Annotated in this window: 23 protein-coding genes and 1 pseudogene; 5 read left to right on the top strand and 19 right to left on the bottom strand. The window is 49.7% G+C overall.

What is annotated here, in order from left to right; translation table 11 throughout:
- Positions 1 to 193 precede the first annotated feature (193 nt).
- The 10 genes from E5161_RS11135 to E5161_RS11090 all read right to left on the bottom strand — a co-directional run bounded on the left by E5161_RS11135 (position 194) and on the right by E5161_RS11090 (position 10,606).
- Positions 194 to 718 carry a type 1 glutamine amidotransferase domain-containing protein gene (locus E5161_RS11135; RefSeq protein WP_136777891.1) on the bottom strand — a complete coding sequence of 175 codons (525 nt, stop codon included), beginning with the start codon at positions 716 to 718 and terminating at the stop codon, positions 194 to 196.
- Positions 719 to 811: 93 nt separating this feature from the next.
- Positions 812 to 1,465, bottom strand: coding sequence for a FusB/FusC family EF-G-binding protein (locus E5161_RS11130; protein WP_136777890.1), 654 nt, complete (start codon positions 1,463 to 1,465; stop codon positions 812 to 814).
- Positions 1,466 to 1,550: 85 nt separating this feature from the next.
- Positions 1,551 to 2,243, bottom strand: a complete 693-nt coding sequence (locus E5161_RS11125; protein ID WP_246042204.1) for a uracil-DNA glycosylase — start codon at positions 2,241 to 2,243, stop codon at positions 1,551 to 1,553.
- Positions 2,244 to 2,444: 201 nt separating this feature from the next.
- Positions 2,445 to 4,760, bottom strand: a complete 2,316-nt coding sequence (locus tag E5161_RS11120) for a putative bifunctional diguanylate cyclase/phosphodiesterase (protein WP_136777889.1) — start codon at positions 4,758 to 4,760, stop codon at positions 2,445 to 2,447.
- A 24-nt stretch (positions 4,761 to 4,784) separates the two neighbouring features.
- Positions 4,785 to 6,065 carry an aminotransferase class I/II-fold pyridoxal phosphate-dependent enzyme gene (locus E5161_RS11115; protein ID WP_136777888.1) on the bottom strand — a complete coding sequence of 427 codons (1,281 nt, stop codon included), beginning with the start codon at positions 6,063 to 6,065 and terminating at the stop codon, positions 4,785 to 4,787.
- 239 nt (positions 6,066 to 6,304) lie between these two features.
- On the bottom strand, positions 6,305 to 6,898 hold the full coding sequence (locus tag E5161_RS11110) for a TetR/AcrR family transcriptional regulator (protein ID WP_136777887.1): 594 nt from the start codon (positions 6,896 to 6,898) through the stop codon (positions 6,305 to 6,307).
- Between the two features lie 37 nt (positions 6,899 to 6,935).
- On the bottom strand, positions 6,936 to 7,847 hold the full coding sequence (locus tag E5161_RS11105; RefSeq protein ID WP_136777886.1) for an SDR family oxidoreductase: 912 nt from the start codon (positions 7,845 to 7,847) through the stop codon (positions 6,936 to 6,938).
- Between the two features lie 147 nt (positions 7,848 to 7,994).
- Complete coding sequence (locus tag E5161_RS11100) at positions 7,995 to 9,278, bottom strand: MFS transporter (protein ID WP_136777885.1); 1,284 nt, start codon at positions 9,276 to 9,278, stop codon at positions 7,995 to 7,997.
- The gene (locus tag E5161_RS21420) at positions 9,262 to 9,738 is read right to left on the bottom strand and encodes a DUF998 domain-containing protein (protein WP_425456515.1); all 477 of its coding nucleotides are present in this window, start codon (positions 9,736 to 9,738) and stop codon (positions 9,262 to 9,264) included. Before E5161_RS21420 ends, E5161_RS11100 begins: the two co-directional genes overlap by 17 nt.
- 304 nt (positions 9,739 to 10,042) lie before the next feature.
- The gene (locus tag E5161_RS11090) at positions 10,043 to 10,606 is read right to left on the bottom strand and encodes an NADPH-dependent FMN reductase (RefSeq protein WP_136777884.1); all 564 of its coding nucleotides are present in this window, start codon (positions 10,604 to 10,606) and stop codon (positions 10,043 to 10,045) included.
- Between the two features lie 607 nt (positions 10,607 to 11,213).
- Here E5161_RS11090 and E5161_RS11080 point away from each other — a divergent pair.
- Positions 11,214 to 11,330, top strand: a pseudogene (locus tag E5161_RS11080) (helix-turn-helix domain-containing protein); the annotation flags it as partial.
- Between the two features lie 611 nt (positions 11,331 to 11,941).
- Here E5161_RS11080 and E5161_RS11075 read toward each other — a convergent pair.
- From E5161_RS11075 to E5161_RS11070, 3 genes are read right to left on the bottom strand one after another with little or no spacing between them, the layout of a single operon-like run.
- Complete coding sequence (locus E5161_RS11075; protein WP_342773859.1) at positions 11,942 to 12,355, bottom strand: alpha/beta fold hydrolase; 414 nt, start codon at positions 12,353 to 12,355, stop codon at positions 11,942 to 11,944.
- A gap of 8 nt (positions 12,356 to 12,363) precedes the next feature.
- Positions 12,364 to 12,729: an alpha/beta fold hydrolase gene (locus E5161_RS21130; protein ID WP_246042191.1), complete on the bottom strand. Its 366-nt coding sequence runs from the start codon at positions 12,727 to 12,729 to the stop codon at positions 12,364 to 12,366.
- 36 nt (positions 12,730 to 12,765) lie between these two features.
- On the bottom strand, positions 12,766 to 13,230 hold the full coding sequence (locus E5161_RS11070; protein ID WP_136778156.1) for a DinB family protein: 465 nt from the start codon (positions 13,228 to 13,230) through the stop codon (positions 12,766 to 12,768).
- 146 nt (positions 13,231 to 13,376) lie between these two features.
- On the opposite strand from E5161_RS11070, the gene E5161_RS11065 reads away from it, so the two are divergent.
- Positions 13,377 to 14,288: a LysR family transcriptional regulator gene (locus E5161_RS11065; protein WP_136777882.1), complete on the top strand. Its 912-nt coding sequence runs from the start codon at positions 13,377 to 13,379 to the stop codon at positions 14,286 to 14,288.
- A gap of 114 nt (positions 14,289 to 14,402) precedes the next feature.
- Here E5161_RS11065 and rlmH read toward each other — a convergent pair whose 3' ends face one another.
- From rlmH to E5161_RS11045, 4 genes are all read right to left on the bottom strand, one after another.
- On the bottom strand, positions 14,403 to 14,882 hold the full coding sequence (gene rlmH / locus E5161_RS11060) for a 23S rRNA (pseudouridine(1915)-N(3))-methyltransferase RlmH (RefSeq protein WP_136777881.1): 480 nt from the start codon (positions 14,880 to 14,882) through the stop codon (positions 14,403 to 14,405).
- Positions 14,882 to 15,100 (bottom strand): YwbE family protein, encoded by a 219-nt coding sequence (locus E5161_RS11055; RefSeq protein ID WP_136777880.1) that lies wholly within the window; start codon positions 15,098 to 15,100, stop codon positions 14,882 to 14,884. Before E5161_RS11055 ends, rlmH begins: the two co-directional genes overlap by 1 nt.
- Before the next feature lie 140 nt (positions 15,101 to 15,240).
- Positions 15,241 to 16,953, bottom strand: a complete 1,713-nt coding sequence (locus tag E5161_RS11050) for a methyl-accepting chemotaxis protein (RefSeq protein ID WP_136777879.1) — start codon at positions 16,951 to 16,953, stop codon at positions 15,241 to 15,243.
- Positions 16,954 to 17,059: 106 nt separating this feature from the next.
- Positions 17,060 to 18,421, bottom strand: a complete 1,362-nt coding sequence (locus E5161_RS11045) for a DEAD/DEAH box helicase (protein ID WP_136777878.1) — start codon at positions 18,419 to 18,421, stop codon at positions 17,060 to 17,062.
- A gap of 192 nt (positions 18,422 to 18,613) precedes the next feature.
- On the opposite strand from E5161_RS11045, the gene E5161_RS11040 reads away from it, so the two are divergent.
- Both E5161_RS11040 and E5161_RS11035 read left to right on the top strand, forming a co-directional pair.
- Positions 18,614 to 18,769: a DUF1540 domain-containing protein gene (locus E5161_RS11040; RefSeq protein ID WP_136777877.1), complete on the top strand. Its 156-nt coding sequence runs from the start codon at positions 18,614 to 18,616 to the stop codon at positions 18,767 to 18,769.
- A gap of 210 nt (positions 18,770 to 18,979) precedes the next feature.
- Positions 18,980 to 19,357, top strand: coding sequence for a DnaJ family domain-containing protein (locus E5161_RS11035; protein ID WP_136777876.1), 378 nt, complete (start codon positions 18,980 to 18,982; stop codon positions 19,355 to 19,357).
- A gap of 469 nt (positions 19,358 to 19,826) precedes the next feature.
- Here the strand turns inward: E5161_RS11035 and E5161_RS11030 are convergent, their stop codons facing one another.
- Positions 19,827 to 21,842 carry an ABC transporter ATP-binding protein gene (locus E5161_RS11030; RefSeq protein WP_136777875.1) on the bottom strand — a complete coding sequence of 672 codons (2,016 nt, stop codon included), beginning with the start codon at positions 21,840 to 21,842 and terminating at the stop codon, positions 19,827 to 19,829.
- 27 nt (positions 21,843 to 21,869) lie between these two features.
- Positions 21,870 to 23,621, bottom strand: a complete 1,752-nt coding sequence (locus tag E5161_RS11025) for an ABC transporter ATP-binding protein (protein ID WP_136777874.1) — start codon at positions 23,619 to 23,621, stop codon at positions 21,870 to 21,872.
- Between the two features lie 463 nt (positions 23,622 to 24,084).
- On the opposite strand from E5161_RS11025, the gene E5161_RS11020 reads away from it, so the two are divergent.
- Positions 24,085 to 24,792, top strand: coding sequence for a TrkA C-terminal domain-containing protein (locus tag E5161_RS11020; RefSeq protein WP_136777873.1), 708 nt, complete (start codon positions 24,085 to 24,087; stop codon positions 24,790 to 24,792).
- Positions 24,793 to 24,798: the final 6 nt, after the last annotated feature.

Raw genomic sequence — 24,798 nt, 5'->3', positions numbered from 1 at the left:
TTGTTATCTTCGAATTAACGCAATGTAAGGGAGTGGCAAGCAAGATTTGGTAATCCTTACGGGTAGCCGCGTTATCGCACCCGATACCGCAAGTCGGGCAGATGCAGAAAAAAAAAACAAGCGATGCGCATGACTTCCATGCCCATCACTTGTCATACGTTCTATGTGAATGAATTTCCTTGAAGCGAAGATGTTATGAGCGACCGTACAATTTGTCGCAGAACGCTTTGGCGTATGCCGGCAAATCGGGCGGACGGCGGGCGCTGATCCAATTCCTGTCGACCACGACCGGCTCGTCGATCCATACGGCTCCGGCATTTTCCCAATCGTCCCGAATACCGGGCGTGGAGGTGACGGTGCGGCCTTCCGCGATTTTCGCGGAGATCAGCACCCAGCCCGCATGGCAGATTTGCCCGATCGGCTTGCCCGAAGCGTCGATCCGGCGCACGAATTCGAGCACGTGGGGGTCCCGGCGGATTTTGTCCGGCGCCCATCCGCCGACGACGAGCAAGCCGTCGCACGATTCCGCGTCAAGCTCGGCGTACGAAATATCGGAAACGGCGGGCACTCCGTATTTGCCGATGTATTTCCGTCCCTTTTCGGGACCGGCGAACACAACTTCGGCTCCTTCCTCGCGCGCGCGGTAAACCGGATACCAAAGCTCCAAATCTTCAAATTCGTCGTCCACGAAGCAGATGACTTTTTTGATAACGGTCATGATCCGAATCATCCTCCCTGTATAGGTTCCGGAACTATTGTATCAAAAGAGCGGCCGAGGAGCCGCCCCTTGACTTGCGTTATGTTCCCGATTCTATCCTAGAACCGAGTCGATGAATTTTTCCAACGATGAAACATCGGTAACGTTCCTGTTGCACTCATGGCCGTGAATGCATATATAGTTGCCGACCGATTTGAAATAGTCAGACGAAGCATGTGCCGGCCTTTTCTTGGATACCGCCGAGAATAATGCCAGTTCTTCGTATCTATTGCACACGAAACAGTAGCTCTTCTTATGGGTTGCCGTATATCTGCCCTCTACGCCGACGAATTGTCCGCCTGTATGATACACGATGAACATTTTATTGGTTGATATATCGGTCCAGCTCAGAAAGGATACATAGCGTAAGTCGATTTGTGAAAGATCAGGCAGCTTGAGCTTCTTATTTTTCGGGAAAAGTTTCCGAATCTGCTTCTCGGTAATTAGAGGAAACTCGATTATATACGGCTCGAGCGCCTGCAAATATTTTTGAAAATCGTCTGCCGTTTTCAAACTGGAAATAGACTCCAGCATCGTTTTCCGGTTGTCTGTTACGTCGGGAAATAGCTCCGCCGCTTTGGTTTGTGCGCTAGAACGGACGGATTCCAATATTTTCGGATCGCCGACCGTTCGGAGTGCATGAAGCACAGAATCTGCCTGGTTTTTAATAAAGTTATATTGGTGATTTCTAATAAATGGTTCGCACATGGACGTCAGCCCCTTATTTTTATTTGAAAGAAATAAGGTGCAAAGCCAACTATTAGAAAACGATAGATGCTCATTCGGGCGATGTTTATGAATCTTGGTTCACCCCATGCAAAGTATCGCCTTCAATTCTGGCTTTGCATGAGCTTTTCCAGTCCGGCAATCTCTGATTGCCATCAGTATCACCTCCCGATCTTACGAATGCGAATAGTATAAACGAACCGGTGAATAATTTAAAGGCAACCTCAGAATACATTTGCCGGAAATGGTTGCCCCAAGCAACTTGCTCTAAAGACTGATAGGTGAAGCTGATGGGCATACCTTGAAACTCATACCAGCTGCCTCGTAATTCCTTGACACTGGCACTCTCCTTATCTGGGAATACTGCTTCCGCTACGACATTACCAAATCCAAATAAAATAAGCGGCTGCTTCTGAAAGAGCTGCAACTGTAGATGAGGAAGACATGCCGCTCTAGACTTAGGCTTATTGTAGGCACGCATCGGTCGGCATTTAAGCAAATAAGTGACATAAACAGCGTTTGCATCTATACCCGCCTCCCTCATGCCGAGTTGGAGTGTTTCTCGGGTACCGCACAGAAACGAATTTCCTTGCCGATCCTCCCGGGCTCCGGGATTATCCAGAATCATCATAAGCGAGGCTCTTGGATTTCCTTCACCCCAGATGACACGAGTTCGCTGCTTGGATAGTTCGCAAAGTTCACAATGCTCTATACCTTCGGGCGCTTGTTCTTCAGGCAAGATTACCAAGGGATGATCCATTTCCATGTCCTGCAGTTCCTTCCTTTCGCACGCCATGAATCCATTATGCCCATCCATTACAAAAACTTGCCGTTACTGATAGGGTTCTCCGCACGTCACTCATAACAAAAACCCGACCTCATGTGGTCGGGTTTTTGGTGGTGGAGGCGAGGGAGTCGAACTCCTCCTGATATGCAAGATGCTTATATTACGAGGAACATCTCATTTGACTCCTGCCCTCTTCGGACGATTGTCATCCGCAAAACCAGTATGCCATACGGAATGATCAAGTAAATCGTTCATCTGATCCTCCGGCAACGGACGGCTAAAATAGTACCCCTGCGCCAAATCACAACCCTCCATCCTATAAAAATGCAGTTGCTCTGGAGTTTCAAGCCCTTCAGCAACCGATTTTAAACCCAGCTTTCGTGCCAAAGTAATGACCGCAGAAATAATGGCGGTATTTTTATCGTTTTTCGATAGGTTGTGGACAAATGATCGATCGATTTTTAACGAATCGATGGGGAAATCCTTTAAATAAGCCAAAGAGGAATATCCCGTCCCGAAATCGTCGATTGAGATTCGAACTCCTAATTTTTTCAATTGATTCATTGTGGCTATCACCGATTCAGTATTTTCCAGGATAATGCTTTCTGTCAACTCAAGTTCCAGGAGGTTCGGATTCAGCCCCGTTTCCCGAATGGCCCTGTCGACGCTTGCGACAATATCGTTGGAAATGAACTGCTTAACAGATAGGTTTACAGCTACGTGGACAGGGTGACGATGCTCACGATTCCACTTCTTTGCCTGTATACAAGCCGTTCTCAGTGCCCAAATACCGATTGGAACGATCAATCCTGTTTCTTCTGCAATCGGGATAAACTGATCTGGCGGGATCAGTCCTCGCTGTGGATGCATCCAACGAATAAGAGCCTCCGCCCCAAATATATGTCCCGTACGGAGGTCTACCTGCGGCTGATAGTACAGGACAAACTCATCACGATCCAACGCAGTATGAAGAAGCCGTTCAAGGTTGACTCTTTCCTCAAGTAAACGATTCATGGAACTGCTAAAGAAACTGTAGTTGTTGCCCCCCAATTCCTTACTTCTATACATCGCAATATCTGAACTTTTAATCAGTGTGTCTATGTTTTCTCCGTCTATTGGATAATGGCTGATCCCAATACTGGTTCTTAAATAAAATTCAGAATCTCCAATATAGAAGGGGTTCCGAATTTCCGCCACAATTTTCTCTGCAACCTGAGCGATTTCAGTTTTCGTTTTGGCCGGCAAGATGACAGTAAATTCATCACCTCCTAAACGTGCTACAATATCCTCTTCACGCACACAATTGACAAGACGTTGTGCAACTTGCTTCAAAAGTTGATCACCGATGGTATGACCACGGGTGTCATTAATCTTTTTAAACTGGTCCAAATCGATGAACAAAACGGCGATTGGCCGGTGTGAATCTACAAACTGCTTTAGTTTTTCAGTAAACATTAATCGGTTGGGAAGCCCAGTTAACGTATCGTGGTAAGCCAGATAAGTGATTTTCTCTTCGGCATTCTTATGTTCAGAGATATCCTGGATGACACAAATTGAGATATTCTGGCCGTTCCTTTCAACGAAGCTTACACTTACCAAGGCAGAAATGATATGACCGTCTTTCTTTAATAGTTCTGCTTCAAAATTATGTAGGGGAGACCGTTTCAAAAACACCTTAAATAAGGTCATTCGTTGAGGTTGGGAGGGTGCTAATAAATCTATTAGATTACGCGGATGACTGCCGAAAAGCTCTTTCGATGCCGGGTTGGTTTCTATTATTTGATAATTTTCTTCAGCGACAACGATGGGGACTGACACAAGGTTGAACATGTTGTCCAGAAATTCGCCCTTGGCACGGTTTTCCTCTTCGGCGATTTGTCGCAGCTTATTCTGATAAAACGTTTTACGGTTTGCCCGTTCCAGAATGTTTCCACCTAAGATACAGGTGCTTTCAACCACCCATATAATTAAGGAGAGCAGTCCCATATCGCTTGTACCGAACATCGCAACCTGGTAGGCGATCACATATAAAAGCGTGGTCAATACCGCAATGGTAAACCTCAGTCTTAATATATAAAAACCAAATAAAATGACTACAGTCTCACCACAAATTGTTAAAAGGTGATTGCCTAATACAAAATGACCAATATAAAAGATACCTAATCCTGCAAATGCATTGGAAATAGCTGTTAGAGTCTGGAAATACTTTATATAGCGTTGCGAGGATAATACAAGTAAGTTTAAAGTGAATATGGGGAATAAAAAAATTAAGACTACATTAGCAATTTGAAAATAATAATCATGAAAGCTTACGTATGAAAATATACCCAAAGCAAGCCAGGTTAAATAGGAAAAAATAATTCCAATTCGGTTAAACCCTCTTACTTCGCTGTCGTTATAATTTTTAAATTCATTCTCTAGTGACGGATCCTTGAAACCTAAGCTCAATGGATGCAAGTCCAGTTTGAGATACTGTCCGTTTATCTCCATATTTTTACTCCCATACAGAGTGTTTTAAAGGTTTATAACGAACAGATCGCTGTCCTTATTCCCAATCACTTGATGTTTGCGACAGATATCTTCCAGTACCTGAACTGTATAATCAATCTGTTCTTTCGTATGAGCGTAATTGACGATTAATCTTATCCTGCCTTGATTCATTTTCACGGCCGGATAATAAATGGGAGTAGAATAAATACCCTGGAGATAAAGTTCATTTACAACCAATTTTAATTTATGATGATCTTCAATAAATATCGGAATGATTGGACTCTTGCTATTCCCAAGATTAAATCCTTTAGATGTTAATAAACCCCTCATATACTTGTTTTTATCATGAAGTCTACGAATGAATGAGGGGTTATTTTCTATTTCCTCGAGAGCAGCGAGTACGACTGCGGCATCAGCCGGTGTTAAGCATGCTTGAAATAGATAAGGATCCGAAAACCTTATCAATGAGCAGTATTTTTGATCTGCCGCGAAGAAACCGCCAACGGACGCTGTAGCTTTAGATAAAGTGGAAATAATAAAATCAACTTGATCGCTTATTCCTAGTTCATAACAATATCCTTGTCCTTTATCCCCATAGATGCCAAAAGTATGTGCCTCATCCACGTACAAATAAAACTTGTGCGTTTTTTTCAAACTGGTGATTTCTTTCAACGGGGCTAGATCACCGCTCAATGAATAGGCCGATTCCACGATTACAAAGATGTTTTCAAATGCGTCTCCAAACCTCTGCAATTTCGCTTTAAGGTCGGCGACATCATTATGTTTGAATGAAATCCATTTTTTCGCCTTGGATAACCTGATCCCATTAATGATGGATGAATGGCATTCTCGATCAAAAATAATCAAGTCCTTGTTACCGGCCAAACATGAAATAGCGCCTAGGTTTGTGGTAAATCCTGTCGGAAAAAGAACAGCACTTTCTTTTCCAACCGATTTACTTAATTTTTGTTCTATTTCTTTATGCAAAGAAGTCATTCCACATGAAGATGCAGCCGTACCACAACCGGTCCCAAATTGACGTAATGCATGCGAAGCTTTCTCGATAACGTTACTGTTTCTGTTTAAACTGAGATAGTGGTTAACATTCCATAAAATACATTCTCTTTTTTCACCGGTATGTTCTGATACGACATTCATTAAAGTTGCCGGTCCATTTTCCAGGTACCGGCCATATTCGTTATCTTTATCAACAAAATCCTGAAGAGATTGGGCCCTTTCTTCAAGGTCATTGACTTCTTTCAAATGTGCAAGGAGTTCTCCAATAGAAACAAAATCAGAACTCATGAAAATACCTCCTTATATTAAGGAAATCCTATTTTTCGTTAAATACAGACATTTCTATACATCTTTTATTCGACAATCGTCCTATAGTTCCTTCTTTGGAACTACAACTTTTGGCATTTAAACCTGCCATAAGGAACATCCGCGAAACCAAATCCCTACCAACAGCATGAGAATAGGGCACCCTTGTGGGGTGCCCTCTGGAGATGGACAAGCCGGCCCATCTCGGGCCGGCTTGCTCATCATTTCGTTAAGATGTTCAGCAGACGGTCGACTTCCTGCGTCCAGTCGGCTCCTATCGCCTTCGCATCTTGAAGCATAAGACCCGTCACGACCGAAAGAAATAGAATCAACCGTCTGTAAGGATCGCCTTCAGCGAATTGTCCTTCTTGCTGCCCTCGGACGAATATCGGGATCAACAGCTCGATCGTCTCTTGGGGGGAATACCGCTCGATCGCTTCCTTCGCCCTGCGCGGAACGCCTTCCGACTTTTGCGCTTGTTGAACGAGCAGGAAATAATGTTTATGGTTCTCGTCCAGCAGTTGAAGCGTGAACGTCCTTAGTTGCTCTAGAGGCGAGCCTGGTAACTGCTGAATATTTCGGATCGCATTCTGGGATTCCTCGATTGCCTCTTCAACGAGAAGCGTGAAAATTTCATCTTTCGATTCGAAATAGCGATACGATAAGCCTTGGCTGATGCCCGCTTCCTCTGCGATTATGCTCATCTTCGTTCCAGCGAGCCCTTTCTCCGCGAAAACTTTTAAAGCTGCCCTTTTGATCTGATCCTTGCGTTCGTCGAGCGCCTGTTCCGCCTGCGCTCTTGCTATTCTTGGCATGGTTATCCTTCTTTCCTTGTGCTCGTCGAACCGCCGATTAAGCTTCTGATGCGCGAATTTGCGCTTCGCTCAATTCCCACAGTTTTTTCGCCGCTTCCCTGTTGCTCGCTTGCGCCGACGGCGTCCTCACTTGCTTGTCCGCGTAGTAACGTCCGCTTTCAAGGCTCTTTTCATCGGTGTCCGCCAGCCATACAAGCGTCTCCGCACCCTTCTCAGGCGTTCGGGAAAATCTGTTCATGACGGCCATCGTCATCCGGGCCATCCATCCGTTGTCCTGATTGAAATTCGTAGCGACGAGTCCCGGATCAAAACAATAGACGGAGGCATTCGTTCCTTTCAACCGTTGCGCCAGTTCGGCGGTAAACAAAATGTTCGCCAGCTTCGTCTCACCGTAGCGGAAATTAGGGCCGCCCTTCATTTTCCCCAGAAATCCAAAATAACGCCTGGCGCTCAAATCTTCAAAATTGATGCCTCTCCTGGCCATCTTATGGCCGTGGGACGACGTTGTAATGATACGGGCATGTTCACTCATCATCAGTCTATCAAGCAGCAGCTTCGTTAACAAGAATGGCGCGATATGGTTGACCGCCCAGGTCATTTCTAGTCCGTCCTCCGTCAGTTTATGATCGACGAACATGGCTCCCGCATTATTGATGAGAATATCGATCCTAGGGAACTTAGCCAACATATCGTTTGCCGCGCGACGGATCGAACGCTGGGAAGACATGTCGGCGATGAAAACGTCCACCGTGATCTGATCCCCGAAGGATGCCCGAAGTGTAGCTGCAACCTCGTTCGCTTTTGCTTCGTTGCGAGCGACAATGCCCAAATTCGTCCCTCTGGCGGCTAACTCTTTTGCTGCCGCTAATCCGATCCCGCTCGTCGCGCCGGTAATCACCGCGTATTTTCCTTTTACATTTCGGCCGTTCGCTTGGTTCATCCTGCTCATTTAGTATTCCTCCAATTCATTGAATGACTCATTCATTTAATATGAGTATATGAGCCGTTCATTCATTTGTCAACTGGGGTACACTTATAATAAATAAAAAAGAGACGACCGGAGCCGTCACTTACGATCTTCCTTCATGCTGAAAACTCAACGGCCGTCTTCTGGTTCGAGATTGTCCATCTTCTCCCGCAACAGCAATGCGCCAGCCAAACCGAACAGGGCGAATACAACCGGAATAAGAAATCCCTGATGATACCCGGTGATCGTCCCGGAGCCCTCGAAATGATCCAGCACCCGACCGAACAGGCTCGGCAGCAGAATCGCACTGACGAACCCGCCGGTATTCGCGAAGCCCGAGGCAACTCCCACCTCTCGGATATTGAACGAATCGCGTACGACCGCGAACGTCAAGGCGCTCGATCCGTTGCCAAGTCCGATAAGCACGAACAGCACCGTCGCGATGGTGACGGGCGGCTTCCCGTTCCACAGGTAGATGACCATCCAGCTCAGGAATACGACTACATGAAAGATAGTGTATAAACGCTTCATCAAGCCGAAGCGAGCAGCCAGCCAGGTTGCCAGCGGCCCGCCGACTAGTGCGCCGACGAGGCCGGCCATGACCAGCCCGCTCGCGCCCGAGCGGGACATCCCGTACACGTGCATCCCGTACGGGATCGCCCACGAACCGATGAAGCCGACATACGTGCCGACCAATCCGAAGTGGCACAGAAACGTCGCCCAGCTTTGCCGATTCGCCAAAATCCGCCTCAGCACCACGGTTACCTTGTCCCGCTCCCGATTGATCTTCGCATTCGCCGCGACTGCCGAATGATTGCTCGATTCCCTCAGGGGCTGCCGCTTAAGGTTCCATATCAGGACATAGTAGAGCAATCCGCCGAACAGAATCAACACGATGCCCGATGTAAGGAAGGGCGCTCGCCAGCCTGCCATAGCGATCCACTCCGAGAATGGAGCCGTCGCGACGAGGAAGCCGAGACTGCCACTCACCCCAGCAAGCCCGATCAGCTTCACAAATTCCTTCGCCCGGAACCACTGGCCTAGAATCAAAACCACACTGATCCAGATCGCCGCATCCCCAATACCCACCAGCAGCCGTGCGATCAGCAGAATCGATTCATGCGCGGCTAAGCTGTACAGCAGCGTGCCAAATCCGTCCAACAATGTCCCTGCGATTAGGAATCCGTTCGGGCCATAGCGATCGGATAGAATACCCACGGGAATCTGAAGCCCGGCATAAGCCAGAAATTGAATGCTGGCCAAGACACCGATCGCAGCCGCCGTCACATGAAAGTCCGCCATTAATTGATCCGAGATGAGTCCCGGCGCCGTCCGTTGAATCACGATCAGGAAGTAGTCCAGCAGGATGCATGTCAGCACGACCCACCTATAGCTGCTATTCTGTCTCTCCACCTGATGCCGCTCCCTTGTTCTTCTTCCACCTATTATGACATAACAGCACGCGCGAGTGGGATGCCAAATGCTTCATCGGCTTCCGACATGCCGCAACCAGACAGATGAATGCCGTAAAGAAAGCCAAAGGATGGATGGATGCAGAGCTGCTCATCGATGTCGGCATGCCTTCAGGGGCGCCGGGAGGAAAGCTAAGTCCAGAGTCCGGACGGAACAGCCCGGCCGCTATCATACCGATCCCATAAATCCCGATGAGCATCGGTCCCCATACGCCCCCCTTGCCACCTCGCAGCAAGCTGCGAATTCCTATGGCCGCAATTACCGCGAGACAGCCGGTGGCGATAAAATCGGCTCTTTGAATCCAACCCAAATCGCCCAACGTTAAGGTGCTAATGGCGTGAAGCCTGATATCGAATCCCGTACGAGTAAACGCCTGAACGATAGCTACTGCGGTATAAATGGGGAAGAAAAGAGAAAAAATGTCCTCCGTTCCTATACGGACGTTACTCAGATGATTACCGGGCTATCGCCTGAGGACCCCAAATTTCAACACTCGATTTCTTCGCCAAATTAGCGAGAAGATCTTTGCAGTGGAGAGGGAATAGAGGCATTACGAAATACAAAAATGATGTTGATCAGCATACTTGATGCCGATCAACATCATTTTTTATTTTCGTGAGCTTATAAGTTTTGATGATTGCATACTACCGTTTAATAATGCAGCGATATCAAGTTGGAAAAACTAGGCTGCAAATGCGGTGGATTTACTTCGTTGCTGATATTGCGGCATGGAAACTGTCGTACCAAGCAATAAAATTATTAACGACCGAGTCGAGGAACTGGACGGTCGGTTCGTGAATGAGGTTGCCTTGGGCATCGATTTTCTCATGAACGGCGCCGACATACACCTCGTTGCTTGGAAGAAGCGGGGAGTTGACCCCACTGGCGAACAAAATATCACGTAAATGCGCTTGTGCTTTGACCGTGCCTAGGTTGCCCATGGAAGCTCCTATGATCCAAGATGGCTTCCCGATCATTACGCGGTCGACCCTCGATAACCAGTCAATGGCGTTGACCATGATGCCGGGGACTGTGCCATTATATTCAGGAACCACCCACAATACGGCATCGGCAGCTTTGATTTTGGCCTTAAATTGCGTTACGGATTCAGGAGGTGTATTCTCGATATCCTGATTGTAGAACGGGAGCTCCGTAATGCTTACGATTTCCAGCTCGAAGCGGTTAGCATAACGCTTCTGCAGAAATTTCGTTAGCTTCAGGTTGTAAGACTCCTTACGGTTACTGCCGACGATAGCTGCGATCTTCATGATGATTTCCTCCGTATCAGATGCATTATTTTCTGGGATTAAGGTTCGATGTGCGTTATCCGAACGGATCGCTTTACATAGCCTTTCCCCTCCAGGCTCCAATCATCCTGGTGGTTGCTGCCTTGCCCCTATACTGCTTGAGGAGCCAGCTCGATCCTGAGACAGCCCTTCCCTGGATAAACTGTAACCAAAATAATTATAGTTTCTTGGAGAGGTAAAGTCAAAACCGTGTCCTGAACACCGGCTTGTACCTGTGGCAAGCAAAAACGGTTCCGTCTGATTCGTGAACAAAGAGGTCATCCCTATAGAACGATCTCCACTTAATCGACTATGCCCCGATGTCAACTGAGCCGGTTCCCTTCTGCAGTCATTAATTTCGCTCAAACGCGAACGAATGGCATGCACCGATCTCGATTGCGGAGCTTTTTCACCTTAATAACAGCGAGATACCGTCAGAAGCACTGCAAAAAGATTATGATCCTTGGGACATGGTCGTCGATACTACGAGAATAAGAGACGAACTAAATTATCGACCGATTTATCCGTCGTTCTACTCGGCAAGAGATGCAGGTGTATTGTAGTAAATTTATGGTAACCGTAATTCAACATGAAATACTCCTATCTTAGCATAATTGATCGGGGACAACTAAAGGCGTTGCATTATTTGAGCTGGTCATGCCGCAAGATCGGGCGTGAGCTAGGTCGTGATCCCTCTACCATCGCACTGATCGGCTTGCGGGTATTGTCGCTGTAGGGGCAGCCATTCCGATGAATGGTAGTTCATTTCTACCCATTTTGCCGCTTTCCCAGAAGCTTATTATCCTGCGAATATTAGGTACGAAACCGCCCGAGTCGGCCATCCGAACGGGATTATGCAACGATCTCTCACCGGATCAAGCTGCGTGGATCGTAAAAGGGTTCATTCCCGAGGCGGTACAAGTGTACACAGATTGAATCAACGTATCAGTTCCAGATGTACCAAGCTATACGTGAAACTAACCAACGATAAAGAGTTCAGTCCTTCTTTACAAGATAAAATGATCTCAAACTTTTCCTCGCAATCCGTTCAATGTTTGGAAACCGGACATTTACCGATGATTAGCAATCCGGAAGGTTTGAGATTGATACTGGAAAGATTCTTATCACAAACTGCGGTAACTTAATGAATTCTGCGAAATATAACTTTGACGCCGAGAGACAACTTAACGGACGACATGCAAACAAAGCCGTACCGATTGCCTCGGTTCGGCCTTGTTTGGATTTCATTCCTCTTATTTCCAATCCGGAACTGTGTTAAACTTGGCAATAAGGAGTCAGGGATTCCATGTCACGCGCTCAGCCGGGTTCGCTCAAGAAGAAACTCGTTATTTCCTTAATGAATCGTTCCGGTTCTTCGATGCTCGGCGCGTGGCCGGAATACTCGAATTCAACGAAGGTCGAATCGGGGATGAGCGCGGCAATCTCCTTTCCCCGTTCCGGCGGATTTAATCCGTCGTATTTACCGCTAATGACTAGCGTACGGGCAGCAACATTCTTTAGATCGTTCCGAAAATCAAAGCCTTCAAGCGCCTTGTTCGCGGCCATCTGCTCCTTTGGCTCCGACAGCGTTACATGTTCGATATGCCAATCGTGCATGACCTTCCCAACCGCAGCTTGGTTATAAAACATATAGGTAAAAGCATAACCCCATTTTTCTTCAGCTGTGAGATCCTTCATTTCTTCCGCGTGGCGCTCCAACAGCTCTTGCATCGAAGAGGTTACCCATTGCTTTTCGAAACGATTAGCGACAGTTTCTTTATTCTTTGGGGAATAGCGATGGCGACCCCTTGCGCAATATAACCCCCCATCAATACCCCCAGAAGATAGCACGATTCAATACCGAGAACATCCAGCAAGGCAATTACGTCTTGTATGTGATCCTTCCAAGTATACTGAGATGGTTTTTTCGACTTTCCATGCCCGCGCGAGTCTAGGGTGATCACGCGATAATGCGACTTGGACTGATTTACTTCATTTTTGAACGTTGCGCCGCTCCCCATCAGGCCATGAAGCATGACCAAAGGGAAACCGGCTCCTTCTTCTTCATAATGGAGTTCAATCCCGTTTGAGATAAACGATGGCATCTTCCTGTGCCCCCGTTGCGGTGAATTAGACGATCTCTATCGGAGCAATTTCATCTGGCTCGAAATGAGGCCAAGATGAATGGCTTCGTGCATCAGAGCGAAGTTAAACAATTCGCCGGCGGTAATGAATTGGAACGGACCCATTTCAAACGGCGATTGCAGCGTCTTGTCTAGCCATTCGGGCGTAAGCTCGGAGAGCTTGGAAAGCTGAGTCACTAACATTTGAATCAGTTCATCCTTGGATGGTGGAACGATCGTCCAATCCGAGGGCTTCGTTCCTGAGTTAAACAAAACCTCATATCTCGAAGGAACGGCGGAAATGGACCCGAAAGAAAGGGTGGCGTATTTGTCCATCCAATAGATCATGTGACCGACATTCCAGCGAATTGTGTTGTTGAAGCCTTCCGGTTGAATGTCAAGCTGAGCCTCCGAAATGCCTTGAATTTGCCCGATAACAATCTGACGCAGAACTTTTCCCGTATTTACGATCGATTTTGCCATCATTAAACGCCTCCCAAATTGGTTTATGTGTTTTGCCTTTGCAACTAAAGAGTACCTCTAGCTACATAAAGCAACAATCACGAGATTCCGATGAGATCGATCGGTTTTAGTAATGAAGGCATACGATAGAGGGAGGACACTTCGGATTGGAGTTAAGACAATTAGAGTATTTTGCTGCCATATGCAAGGTAATGCATTTCTCAAGGGCAGCAGAGAGCCTCTGCACCACGCAATCGAATCTGAGTCAACAGATCAAATTTCTAGAGAACGAGCTTGGGCTGCCTCTATTCGACCGTATCGGCAAGCGGATCGCTCTAACGGAGGCAGGTCAAATATTGTTGGAGCACTGCCGGAAGATTTTCGAACACATCGACAACGCGAAAGGGGCAATAACGGATCTGAAGCGAATGGAAAACGGAAGGCTGGACATCGGGATCCTGCCCGGCGACGGGGACCTACTCTTCGATACGCTGTTGGTTAACTTCCATCTTGTGTATCCCAAACTTTCCATCCAAGTAACGGAGACCGTGAATGTGTATGAACAGGTTGTCGACGGCATAAGAGATCTTGGCGTTACGACAGTGCCTTCGAATCCGGACGATCGAATCGCTATCATCCCTTTGTTCCACGAGGAGTTTGCATTAGCCATCCATTCAGATCACCCGCTTGCAAAGTCAAAGGCGATCCCTTTCGAGCGATTAGAGCAGTTGAAGATGATCCTGTTCGGTCCGGAGCATCAAATTACGAAGGTCTTCCATGCTTGTTGCCAAGAAACAGGGATTGCTGTCCATAACCCTATTGTAACCTCTACATTATCGACCCTTCTGTCCTTAGTAGAACAAGGGATAGGGGCCTCGATACTGCCACGAATGCTGCTTGATTATCTTAACCGCGGTCATATCTCGGCGGTTACGTTGCTCCATCCTACGCCTAGCCAGGATATCTGCATCATGTATCGGAAGGACAAGTTTATGGGGCAAGGAGCAAAGGTATTCATTGCCGAATTGCAGTCCTTTATCCAAGGTGTAACGGAGCGTTCCAGCCGGGCTCCGGGGTAACGGCTTAATGGCCTGCCCGCTTGTATCCAACCACGAACTGGCAACATCAAATGCATGAGTTCTTTGAGAAAACGCGCTTTGTCACTTCCGTACAGTACTAAAGAATTTTTCGCCTTACTTGTGATAAGGTTCACCCCGATTAATCTTAAATGCCCGATAAATCTGCTCAAGCAATATGACCCGCATCAATTGGTGCGGGTAGGTCATGCGGCCGAAGGAGAGACGCTTGTCGGCACGGGCGAGGACGGTAGGCGCGAGCCCAAGCGAGCCGCCGATGATGAAGGCGACGGAACCGCCGCCGTAGACGGCTTGCCGCTCGAGGTGGGCGGCAAGCTGCTCGCTCGTCCACGTTTCGCCGTCGATGGCCAGTGCGATTACGTGGGCGTCCGGCTTGAGCGATGCGAGGATACGCTCGCCTTCGCGCGTTTTGGCCAGTTCTTCTTCCGCCGGACTCATGGAGTCGGGCGTTTTTTCGTCCGGCAGCTCGCGGATGTCTAGACGGGCGAGCGGTCCGAGACGTTTGGCGTATTCGTCTATCGCGCCCGTCCAGTATTTTTCCTTCAGTTTGCCGACGCAAACAATCTGGATCTGCATCAGGCGTTTCCTCCGCCCGGGCCGATGATCGCTTGGACACGGCCAACCTGTCCATCCTGCAGCCGCACCTTAATGCCGTGCGGATGGGTCGGTGAGTTCGTCAAAATATCTTTCACAATTCCGCGCGTGGTGACGCCGGTTCGCTGATCCTTTTTGAGCACGATATCGACTTCCAGCCCGGGACGTACATCGCTTCGTATTTTTCCGCTTCCTGCCATGTTCAGTAATCTCTCCGTTTCTATGCCTGGCTGTTTTTATGGTAGCACAACGCGCGAAGGAACCAAAAACCCGGCCCTTCCAATGGAAGAAGCCGGGTTAAGAAAGATTGCGTCAATTATGCTGCGCCGCACGCTTTTACTTATACCTTAAACCTCTCGATAGCTGTATGAAGGGACTGCGAAAGTCCGCTCAAGAGTACGGAGGAGCGGGCCACTTCATCCATAATCGCTAACTGCTGCTCCGTGCTGGCTGCCACATTTTGCGTAGAGCGGGCAGTCTCTTTTGCGATTTCGGCCAGAGCCGAAACGGATGAAGCGACTTCTTCGGAACCGGCGGATAACTGATCGACGACTTCGGACATTTCCTGTATCTCGGCGGTTACCTGATCCACGGAGCTCACGATAAGCCGGAACGCCAAGCCGGTTTCCTCCGCCCTCTCCATACCAAGGCGCACTTCACGACTGCTTTCGTTCATGGCATCCACGGTCAGAGAGATTTCCTCGCGGATGGCCTCAATCAGGTCTGCGATTTGCCTAGCCGACTCTGCGGATTGTTCGGCCAGCTTCCGGACTTCCGCCGCCACCACCGTAAATCCCTTGCCCTGTTCGCCTGCGCGAGCGGCTTCGATACCCGCATTTAAAGCCAAAATATTCGTACGTCCGGCAATATCACTCATCGTGGCTGTGATATTGCCGATGGCCTCGGAGTTCAATTTCAGTTTCGTAACAACGGCAACCTGTCGTTCCACTGAGGACTGAATATTCTCCATCTGGTGCATGACCCTGTGAAGGGATTCATTGCCGGCTTGCGCCTTGACGGCGGTATCCTCGGACACTCCGGCGATCGACGAGGAAGTGTCTGCGATTTTCTGCACGCCCGCTGCCATCTCCTCCACAGCCCGAACCATTTCGACCGCCGCTTGTCCCTGCGTTTCCGCACCGGCGGCAACTCCGGTCATCGCTGACGCAACCTGCCGGCTGCCGAGGGCGGATTGATCGGCGCTTGAGGCTAGTTCTTGAGAGGAAGCCGCTACTTGTCTGGAACTTGCGTCCACTTCTCTTAGCAGCTGCTTTAAGCTGGCGGTCATTTCATCGAAACTTTGCGCCAACATGCCGATTTCATCTTTCGATGGCCGGATGGGTATACTCCGGCTCAAATCTCCTTGAGCGATATGTTTGGCGGAATTTGCCAATAGGACGAGCGGGCGGCCAATGAGCCTGCCTATTGCGAAGGAGATGAGGATGGCCAGAATAGCTGCCGCTGCGCTTACGGCCACGGACATTTGAATCGCAAGCTTCCCTTGGCTGGTCAACCGGTTGTTTAAATCGTCATATGCTGCGACATAGAAGGCGGCCAAACGATCCAACGGCGCATGGATCATTTGGATATACAGTGCCGCGTCATCGTTAAGTTTCATAAAAAGGTCGTTCTTTTCCCCGTTGCCGAGAGATGTCCTTTTGTTGTAAACCTCCAGGACGGCGTCGATGTTCGATGAATAACTGCCGGCCGCTGATTTCAGCTGCTGAACCCACGTTTTTTGTTCAGCCGTTTCAGCTGCGGAAGCGACTTGATCAACCAAATTGAGGAAATTTTTCTGATGTTTCTTTAAACCTTCTGCAGCGGTGCTGCTTTGTCTCATCATGACATTGGCTTGGTCGCCGTAGAGCAGTCCCACTTCGTTTTTCAGATCCTGAACCATTATTTGATCTGCGACACGACGGGTTTGTTCATCGGTTAATGAACGAAGACCGGTCATGAAAAACACGGAATAAGTGATCGCTGCGCTAAAAAGTAAAATAACAACGCTGAATCCGAGCAGAAGCTTTCCTTTCACATTCCGGTTTCTGATCATGGCAGCGGCCCCTTGTGTCGTTAGTAAATTTCGGTAAGTCTAGCGTACCATGCGATTGTAAAATGGATGTTAAAAGCCAGTGCCGAATGCGGCACTGGCTTCTTGTTCAACGTGATTTATTTCTCTGCGAGCGGATGGGCGACTTTTTTCCGCGGTCTCCAGCCGTGCGTCCGCCTGCGTTTCCGCCCCCTCGAACCGGCAATCCCGGGCGATTGTTCTGCGGGCGGCCGCTTTGTCCGCGTTGCGGCTTGCCGGCCGCTCCTCTTCTGCCCCCGCTGCGACCTTGTCCGTGTTCATCGCGGCGTTCATTGGAAGGCTTGCTCCGGAGTTCCTCGCGACCTCCCTGTCCGCCCGCTGTTCCTTCCATTCTCACCCGCTTCATCGCCATGCCGATCCCATTCTCGATCATAGCCAGCTCGGGTTTGTCTCTTGGCGCGACGAATGTAATTGCACGTCCGGCGGCTCCTGCACGTCCCGTGCGGCCAATCCGGTGAATGTAGCTTTCCACGTCATGCGGGATATCATAGTTGAATACGTGCGTGACGCCTTCTACATCGATTCCTCGGGCCGCAACATCTGTGGCGACGAGCAGTTGAAGCTTCGCCTGGCGGAATTTTGCCATCACCTGCTCCCGCTTCGACTGTGACAAATCACCATGCAGCTCGTCCGAATTGTACCCCGACTCCTGCAAAGCCTGATTCAGCGTACTCGCGCGCCTTTTCGTCCGGCAGAAGATCATCGCCAAGTATGGGTTCTGCTCGTCAATCAGCTTCATCAACGCCGATTGCTTCGTACGATCGGTCGTCTCCACCGCCCACTGCTCGATATCTTTTACGGTCACTTGCCGCTCTTTGACGGTGATCTCCACCGGATCCCGCATGAGGCGGGTGGCCAGTTCGCGCACGTTGGCCGGCATCGTGGCCGAGAAAAGCATCGATTGCCGCTTATACGGCACCGCCCGCAGGATTTCCTCCACCTCATTCAAAAATCCCATGTGCAGCATTTGATCGGCCTCGTCGAGAACCAGCATCTTCACGTGCGACAAGTCGATCGTTTCCCTCCGCAGGTGATCGAGCAAACGTCCGGGCGTGCAGACGATGACGTGCATGCTTCTTTGCAGCTTATGCAGCTGAGCTTCGACGTCTTGGCCGCCGTAGACGGCCAGCACGCGAAAATCCGAGCCGGCCGTCAGCTTTTTCACTTCCTCCGTTATCTGGATTGCAAGCTCTCGTGTCGGGCTCACAACTAACCCTTGAACATGAGGAAACGAAGGATCCAGCCGCTCCAGCATGGGCAGAACGAACGCCAGCGTTTTTCCCGTTCCCGTCTGCGCTTGTCCGATCACATCTTTGCCCTGCAAAATGAGCGGTATCGCCTTCTCCTGTATCGATGTCGGGGAAGTGATCCCCATTCGGCGCAGCAAAGCAGCCCTTTCTTCTCCGACCCCAAGTTCACGAAAATCTGTCATCCGAGCACCCCATCCGTATATGTCCGTTTCTTAGCACTTTTCCTATCGTACCATATCTATGCAACCGGAATTCGCCGCCCTTCATGACAAAACCCGCTAATCGCCGTCGGGAAACGGGTTTGCGGGTTTTTGGACACACGTATAAAGGACCAAGGAATACGCCCATCCTAACGCTAGGAGGTGATGTCCAAAATGGCCAAAGACGTGCTGTGCGAAGTAAACTCCTGCAAATACTGGGGTTCCGGCAATAAATGCAATGCCTCTTCTATCTATGTAGTGAACAGGCACAACAAGCAGGCTTCCCATTCCGAAGAAACCGACTGTAAAACGTTCGAGCCGAAAATTTAACGACGCATTAAGCTCAGGGGCGGCCCGGTTGGGCCGTCTTTCCTCTTCCGTCACTTATTGTGGCCAAAAGTGAGAACCATTATCACAGTACCGCACGAAATTTTTACTTTTCGCGTCCTGGTCCATTTATCGCTCACAATCACTTTCGTCGGCTATGTTACAATGAAAACAACACCAAGGCCGTTATATTGGCAGGGAGAGGATCACTCCATGAATTGGTTTGCTTCCATCGCCGACGAAAAAATTCGCGAAGCCATCCGCAAAGGGGAATTCGACAATTTGCCGGGTGCGGGCAAACCGCTTCCACCCGAAGATGACGCCATGGTCCCCGATGAATTACGAATGGCCTACAAAGTACTCAAAAACGCCGGCGCACTCCCCGAAGAGATGCAGCTGCGCAAAGATATGGTTACTCTAAGCGACCTGATTGCCGCCTGCCGTGACGAAACTGAGCGCACCATGCTCCGCAAAGAGCTGTCCATGAAAAAAGTCCGTTATCAAACCTTGATGTCCGACCGCGGGTGGCACAGTTCCGGCGCGTTTCTCGATTACGAGCAGCAAATCCTGAAAAAGATGACAGACGAATAAGTCGACTCGTGCCTCCAATACTCCTCTTTGCCTCGTGTTCCCTTTGCCGATATCCCCTTCGCTCAGAACCGAGCTGCGGTATCACTTTTTTGTTCACACTTTACCGGTATCCCCTTCGCTCAGATTCGAGTTGCGGTATCACCTTTTTGTTCACACTTTACCGGTATCCCCTTCGCTCAGATTCGAGGAACGGCATATCTTTTTTACTCTCGCTTTATCGGTATCCCCTTCACTCAGCAGCCGGCAAACATGACCCTCTATTCTCAAAACCCTTGTACGGAGCGGGATCTCAGTGCCTGAGCGAGCGGGATAGCGGTAAAGGAAAGTTTTTCGCGAAACGAAACCCTATAACCTGAGCGACAGGGATAACGATAAAGGAAAGATTTTCGAGATACCTTCACAACGCACAAAAAAGACACCTTACCCCTTCGAGGAGGTAAAGTGTCTTGTTTTGTTTACGTGAGCCCGCTTATGCGCCGACGCCAACTGCGCCGCCTTGCTGAAGCTGGTACATTGCGTAGTATTTACCGCCGCGCTCCATCAGCTCGTCGTGGTTGCCGCGCTCCACGATGCGTCCGCGATCGAGAACCAGGATCTGGTCTGCCGCCCGAATTGTGGACAGACGGTGGGCGATCACGAACGTCGTCCGCCCTCGCTTCAGCACATCCAGCGCTTGCTGAATGATCGATTCCGTCTCGGTGTCGATGCTGGCGGTTGCCTCGTCGAGAATCAAGATGGCCGGATCGAATGCGAGCGCACGCGCGAAGGAGATCAGCTGGCGCTGGCCCGCGGACAAAGTGCTGCCTTTTTCGATGACCGGTTCATCAATACCTTCCGGAAACTGCATGAACATTTCATATGCGCCTACATCACGGAGCGCCTGCTCCACTTTCTCCCGGCTAATGGATGGATCACTCAGGCTAACGTTAGAAGCGATCGTGCCGGTAAACAAGAATGGGTCCTGAAGCACGATACCCATGTGTTGGCGCAGTTCCTGTTTCGAAATATCCCGAATGTCCGTACCATCGATCGAAATCGTGCCGCGTTCCACGTCGTAGAAGCGGAACAGCAGATTGAGAATGGAGCTTTTGCCCGATCCGGTATGGCCGACAAGCGCCACCGTTTCCCCTTGGCGGGCGCTGAAGGTGATGTTTTTCAGTACATCTTCGCCCTCTTTGTACGCAAACGATACATCCTCGAATCGGACATTCCCCTTATACCTTGCCAAACGATCTTCGGATACTTCCACGCCCTCTTCGTCTAGCAACTGGAACACTCGCTCAGCAGACACGCGAGCCGTCTCCAGGTTAGCCAACTGGTTCACAATCCCGACGATCGGCTGCATCATACGGCCGATGTAATCGATGAACGCATACAGCATACCGACGGATAACACCGGACCGAGCCAGCTGCCCGCAAACATCCAGATTCCAATAAGGAAAAAGAGGTTCCGGAATACGTTTACGAGGTTCCACGACATGAACGAATTGAGCCGGAGCAATTTGTTACGGTGCCGGAAGTAATCGTCGTTCAGCTCGGCAAATTCGGTTTCTATCTGCTTTTCCCGGCGAAACGCCTGAATAATCGTCATGCCATTGATGGACTCGTTGATCATGCCGTTAATATCACTAAGTCGTGAGCGAATGACGTGATTAAAGTGGGCCGCAAACTTCCGGTAAATCACGATCCAGAAGTACAGAATCGGCACCATTGGAATCGAGATCACGGCAAGGCGCCAATCCAGCACGAACAACGCCCCCAGAATGGCCACAATAAAGATGATTCCGGAGAAGAAGTTGGCCAGAACCGTTACATAGAGCTCCTTGATGGACTCGGTATCATTGGTGACCCTCGCTACCACTTTTCCCGCAGGCAAGTTATCGAAGTAACGCACGGGCAGACGCTGAATATGAGCGAAGATATCGTTCCGCATGCGCCGGATGATCCGGTTCGCCGATACCTGCAGCAAATACCGCTGTCCATATGCGAGAGCCGCTCCCACCAGCAAAAATGCGAAATACGTGAACGCCAGAGAAATTAATCCCGGAAATTCCGGCTTATAAAAGGCGTACGCTTCCACGTTGGACAATTTAACGGCCGGGTAAGATACCGCTTGATCACTTTCGCCGACGATCAGCCTGCCGTTCTCTACCTTTTTCGGGCTAATGTCTGGTACTGGTTCATTGACGAAATAATAAGACCGGCTGATCTGAAAAATGCGAACTTCTTTGCCGGACTGCCCGCCGTCGGCATGATCTTGCCGGATATAATGTTTCCCTTTGTAGGGGACAACGAACGGCCCGTTCTCTTGCGTTTCGTACCAGGGCTTTTGGATCCCCATGATATGAACGTCGATCATTTTTTTGGCGTAAATCGGTCCGACCAGCTCCGCGCACACCGCGAGAGCGAGCAGCACAAGCGCTGCGATAATCGGTTTCTTGTAGTGCAGGGCATACCGAAACAATCGTTTTCCCGTCGTATTCATGCATTTTCACCTTCAATCCTTGTGCAATTATCCTTCAACGGCAGCGAAAAGCTGTTGCCGATCGTATTGCTCTTTATACCAGCCGCCTAGCTGCAGCAGATGGTCATGCGTGCCTTCTTCCACAATCCGGCCTTCATCCATCACGATGATCCAGTCGGCATGCTGCACGGCAGATAAGCGGTGGGTCGTAATGATCGTGGTTTTGCCCGCACGTTCTCGCCGGACACCTTCGAGAATTTCCACTTCCGTCTTCGCGTCGACGGCCGACAGTGCGTCATCCAGCATTAAAATTTCCGGATCGCCAACCACGGCCCGCGCGATGCTGACGCGCTGTTTTTGGCCTCCGGAGAGTGCCACGCCTTTCTCGCCGACCAGCGTTTCCAGCCCATCCGGTAAAAACGCCACATCTTTGCGGAACGAAGCCAACTCCAACGCCCGATTCAACCTTTCGTCGGTGAATTCGCGGTCTCCGTTGCCGAACTGTATATTTTCCCGGATCGTTTTACTGAACAAAATAGGCTGTTGCGGTACATATCCGATCCATCCCCGGATGCTGTCCAGGGAAACATTGGCCAGTTGGCGTCCTCCAATGGTGATGGACCCGCTTCCCAGCGGATATTCCCGCAGCAATTGACGCAGTACGGTCGTTTTCCCGCTTCCCGTGCGTCCTACAATCCCTAGTGTCTGCCCCCTGCGAAGCTTAAACGAGACATCCACCAAGTTATCGATGGAGGAAGACGGATAGCGGAAAGTGACTTTATCGAACACAATGTCTTCCGGAACTTGAACTTCAACCGGCGAAGCGGGATTCGCCACATCCGGCTTGACGCCGAGCGTTTCGTCGATTCGATCAAGCGATGCGTTACCCCGCTGCATAATATTGATCAATTCGCCGATCGCGAACATCGGCCAAATCAGCATCCCGAGGAACAAGTTGAAGGCAACCAGCTCACCGAGCGTGATATCGCTGCGGTACACCAAGTACGCACCATAGCTCAAACCGATCAAATAACTGAGTCCGACCAATATTTTAACCGTCGGTTCGAACAGCGAATCGATTTTCACAACCTGCACGTTTTTCTCGAACACTTCATTCGTTTTTTTACGGAACCGCTCTTTGTCCGCCTTCTCCTGCACGAACGCTCGAATGACCCGAACGCCGGATACCGACTCCAGCACCTGATCGTTCAGCTCCCCGAACGAATCCTGCGATACCGTAAAACGTTTATGAATCATATCCCCGAAATATTTCAGGGACAAGGCGATCAACGGCAGCGGAATCATGGCCGCAAGCGTCAGCTTCCAGCTGATCGTACCCGCCATGACGATCAATAAGGTGAGCATAAACAACGTAGAGTCGGTCAGCGTCAAAATGCCGAAACCCGCCGTCATCGACACCGCGCTTATGTCGTTCGTCGCGCGGGCCATCAGGTCCCCGGTACGGTTGCGCTCATAGAACGTCGGCGTCATTCTCAAAAATTGCCGCTTAAGCTTGGAACGCATGATCCGTTCCAGCACGAATGCTCCGCCGAAGAGCTTGTAGTTCCAGATGAGCGTAATGCCGTAGCTGGCCGCCGTGATGGCAATCCAATAAACTACGACCTCCGTCCACCTGCCGCCGGTCAGCGTGCCGGCTCGTATGCCGTCGATCGTGTACTCCACGAGCTTCGCCGGCAAAATATCGATGACCCCGACAATCGCGAGCAGAACAATCGCTACCGAGTAACGCTTCCATTCCATGCGGAAAAACCATGCTAATTTTTTCAATACCACAAACATGTTTCTACCTTCCTCCCCCTTAAGCAGCCGTTCAATGAACAAAAAAGGCATACCGCCGTAAGCGATACGCCTTTTACGGATTCCGCAGGAATCCGCGAACCGGTGTTCCGGTCCAAAAGAAAGGCGCATGATTACGGTGACGTAACCACGCGCCTCTCGCCCGGCAAGAACATGCGTTCTTAATCCGCTGCGAATGTGCCGCTGGAGTTACGCCCATGGTAGCGGCCGATGCCGCCGGTCATCCCGACAATTCTGTATGCTGCTCCGCGCATGGACATAACCCCCTTTCCGCTCATCAAGTATATGTGTCAATTTACCATTCGTTACAACTTTGTGTCAACCAGTCAAATTAAACTTTATCGAACTTTTACCAAGATCGGGCGATGAGGTGCCAAGACACGTTTACGGGTAATGCATCACTAAGGGAGCAATCGAAAACGTTACGAAAAAGTGGGGGCGGCGCATGGGATTCATCCTCGTTTATTTTGTGATCATGATGCTGGTGATCGAAATTGCCGTTGTGCTCATGCGATCTACCGGCCTCGATCACGATATCTCCCGCTTTCAGGTCGTATCTCTGATGACCAGCACAGGGTTCACCACCAAGGAGTCCGAGCTGATCCTGGGACATCCCATCCGCCGAAGAATCGGGATATTCCTCATTTTGTTCGGCGTATTTTCATTTGCCGTGATCATTTCCGCGATCAGCAGCTTCCTTGTTTCGCATTTCAAAATCGTTTACTTGGCTTTGATCTCCGCTGTGCTTGCCGGTCTGCTCGGCCTGGTTCGTCTTCCCGCCGTTCAGCGGAAGCTTATAGAGCGATTTGCCGCTCCGCTTCAGCAAAAATTCGAGGTCCATGAGCTGCCGATTGAAGAAGTTATGTTGCATGAAAGTAACGATCTCTTCGTGGATGTACCGATAGGAGAGGGCTCAACGTTAATCGGAAAAACGATGGAAAAAGTTTGCGGAGACGATACGGACGTGAATCTTCTGTTCATCAAGAGGGGGACCGTGCATTTACGAGATCTCCGCATGCGCACCAATTTCGAAGCCGGAGACGTGTTGTATCTCTACGGCAATAAAGAAGATATCGACCGGATATTCGCGCGGGAACTGCAAGAAAGGTTGACCTTGCGCGAACATGAGATCGAATCTAAATCTTTAGTCTAACGCAAC

Source organism: Cohnella pontilimi (assembly GCF_005049045.1).
Classification (GTDB): Bacteria; Bacillota; Bacilli; order Paenibacillales; family Paenibacillaceae; genus Cohnella; species Cohnella pontilimi.
The sequence above is the reverse complement of the archived record's forward strand: the minus strand, read 5'-3'. Positions and strand labels throughout refer to the sequence as shown.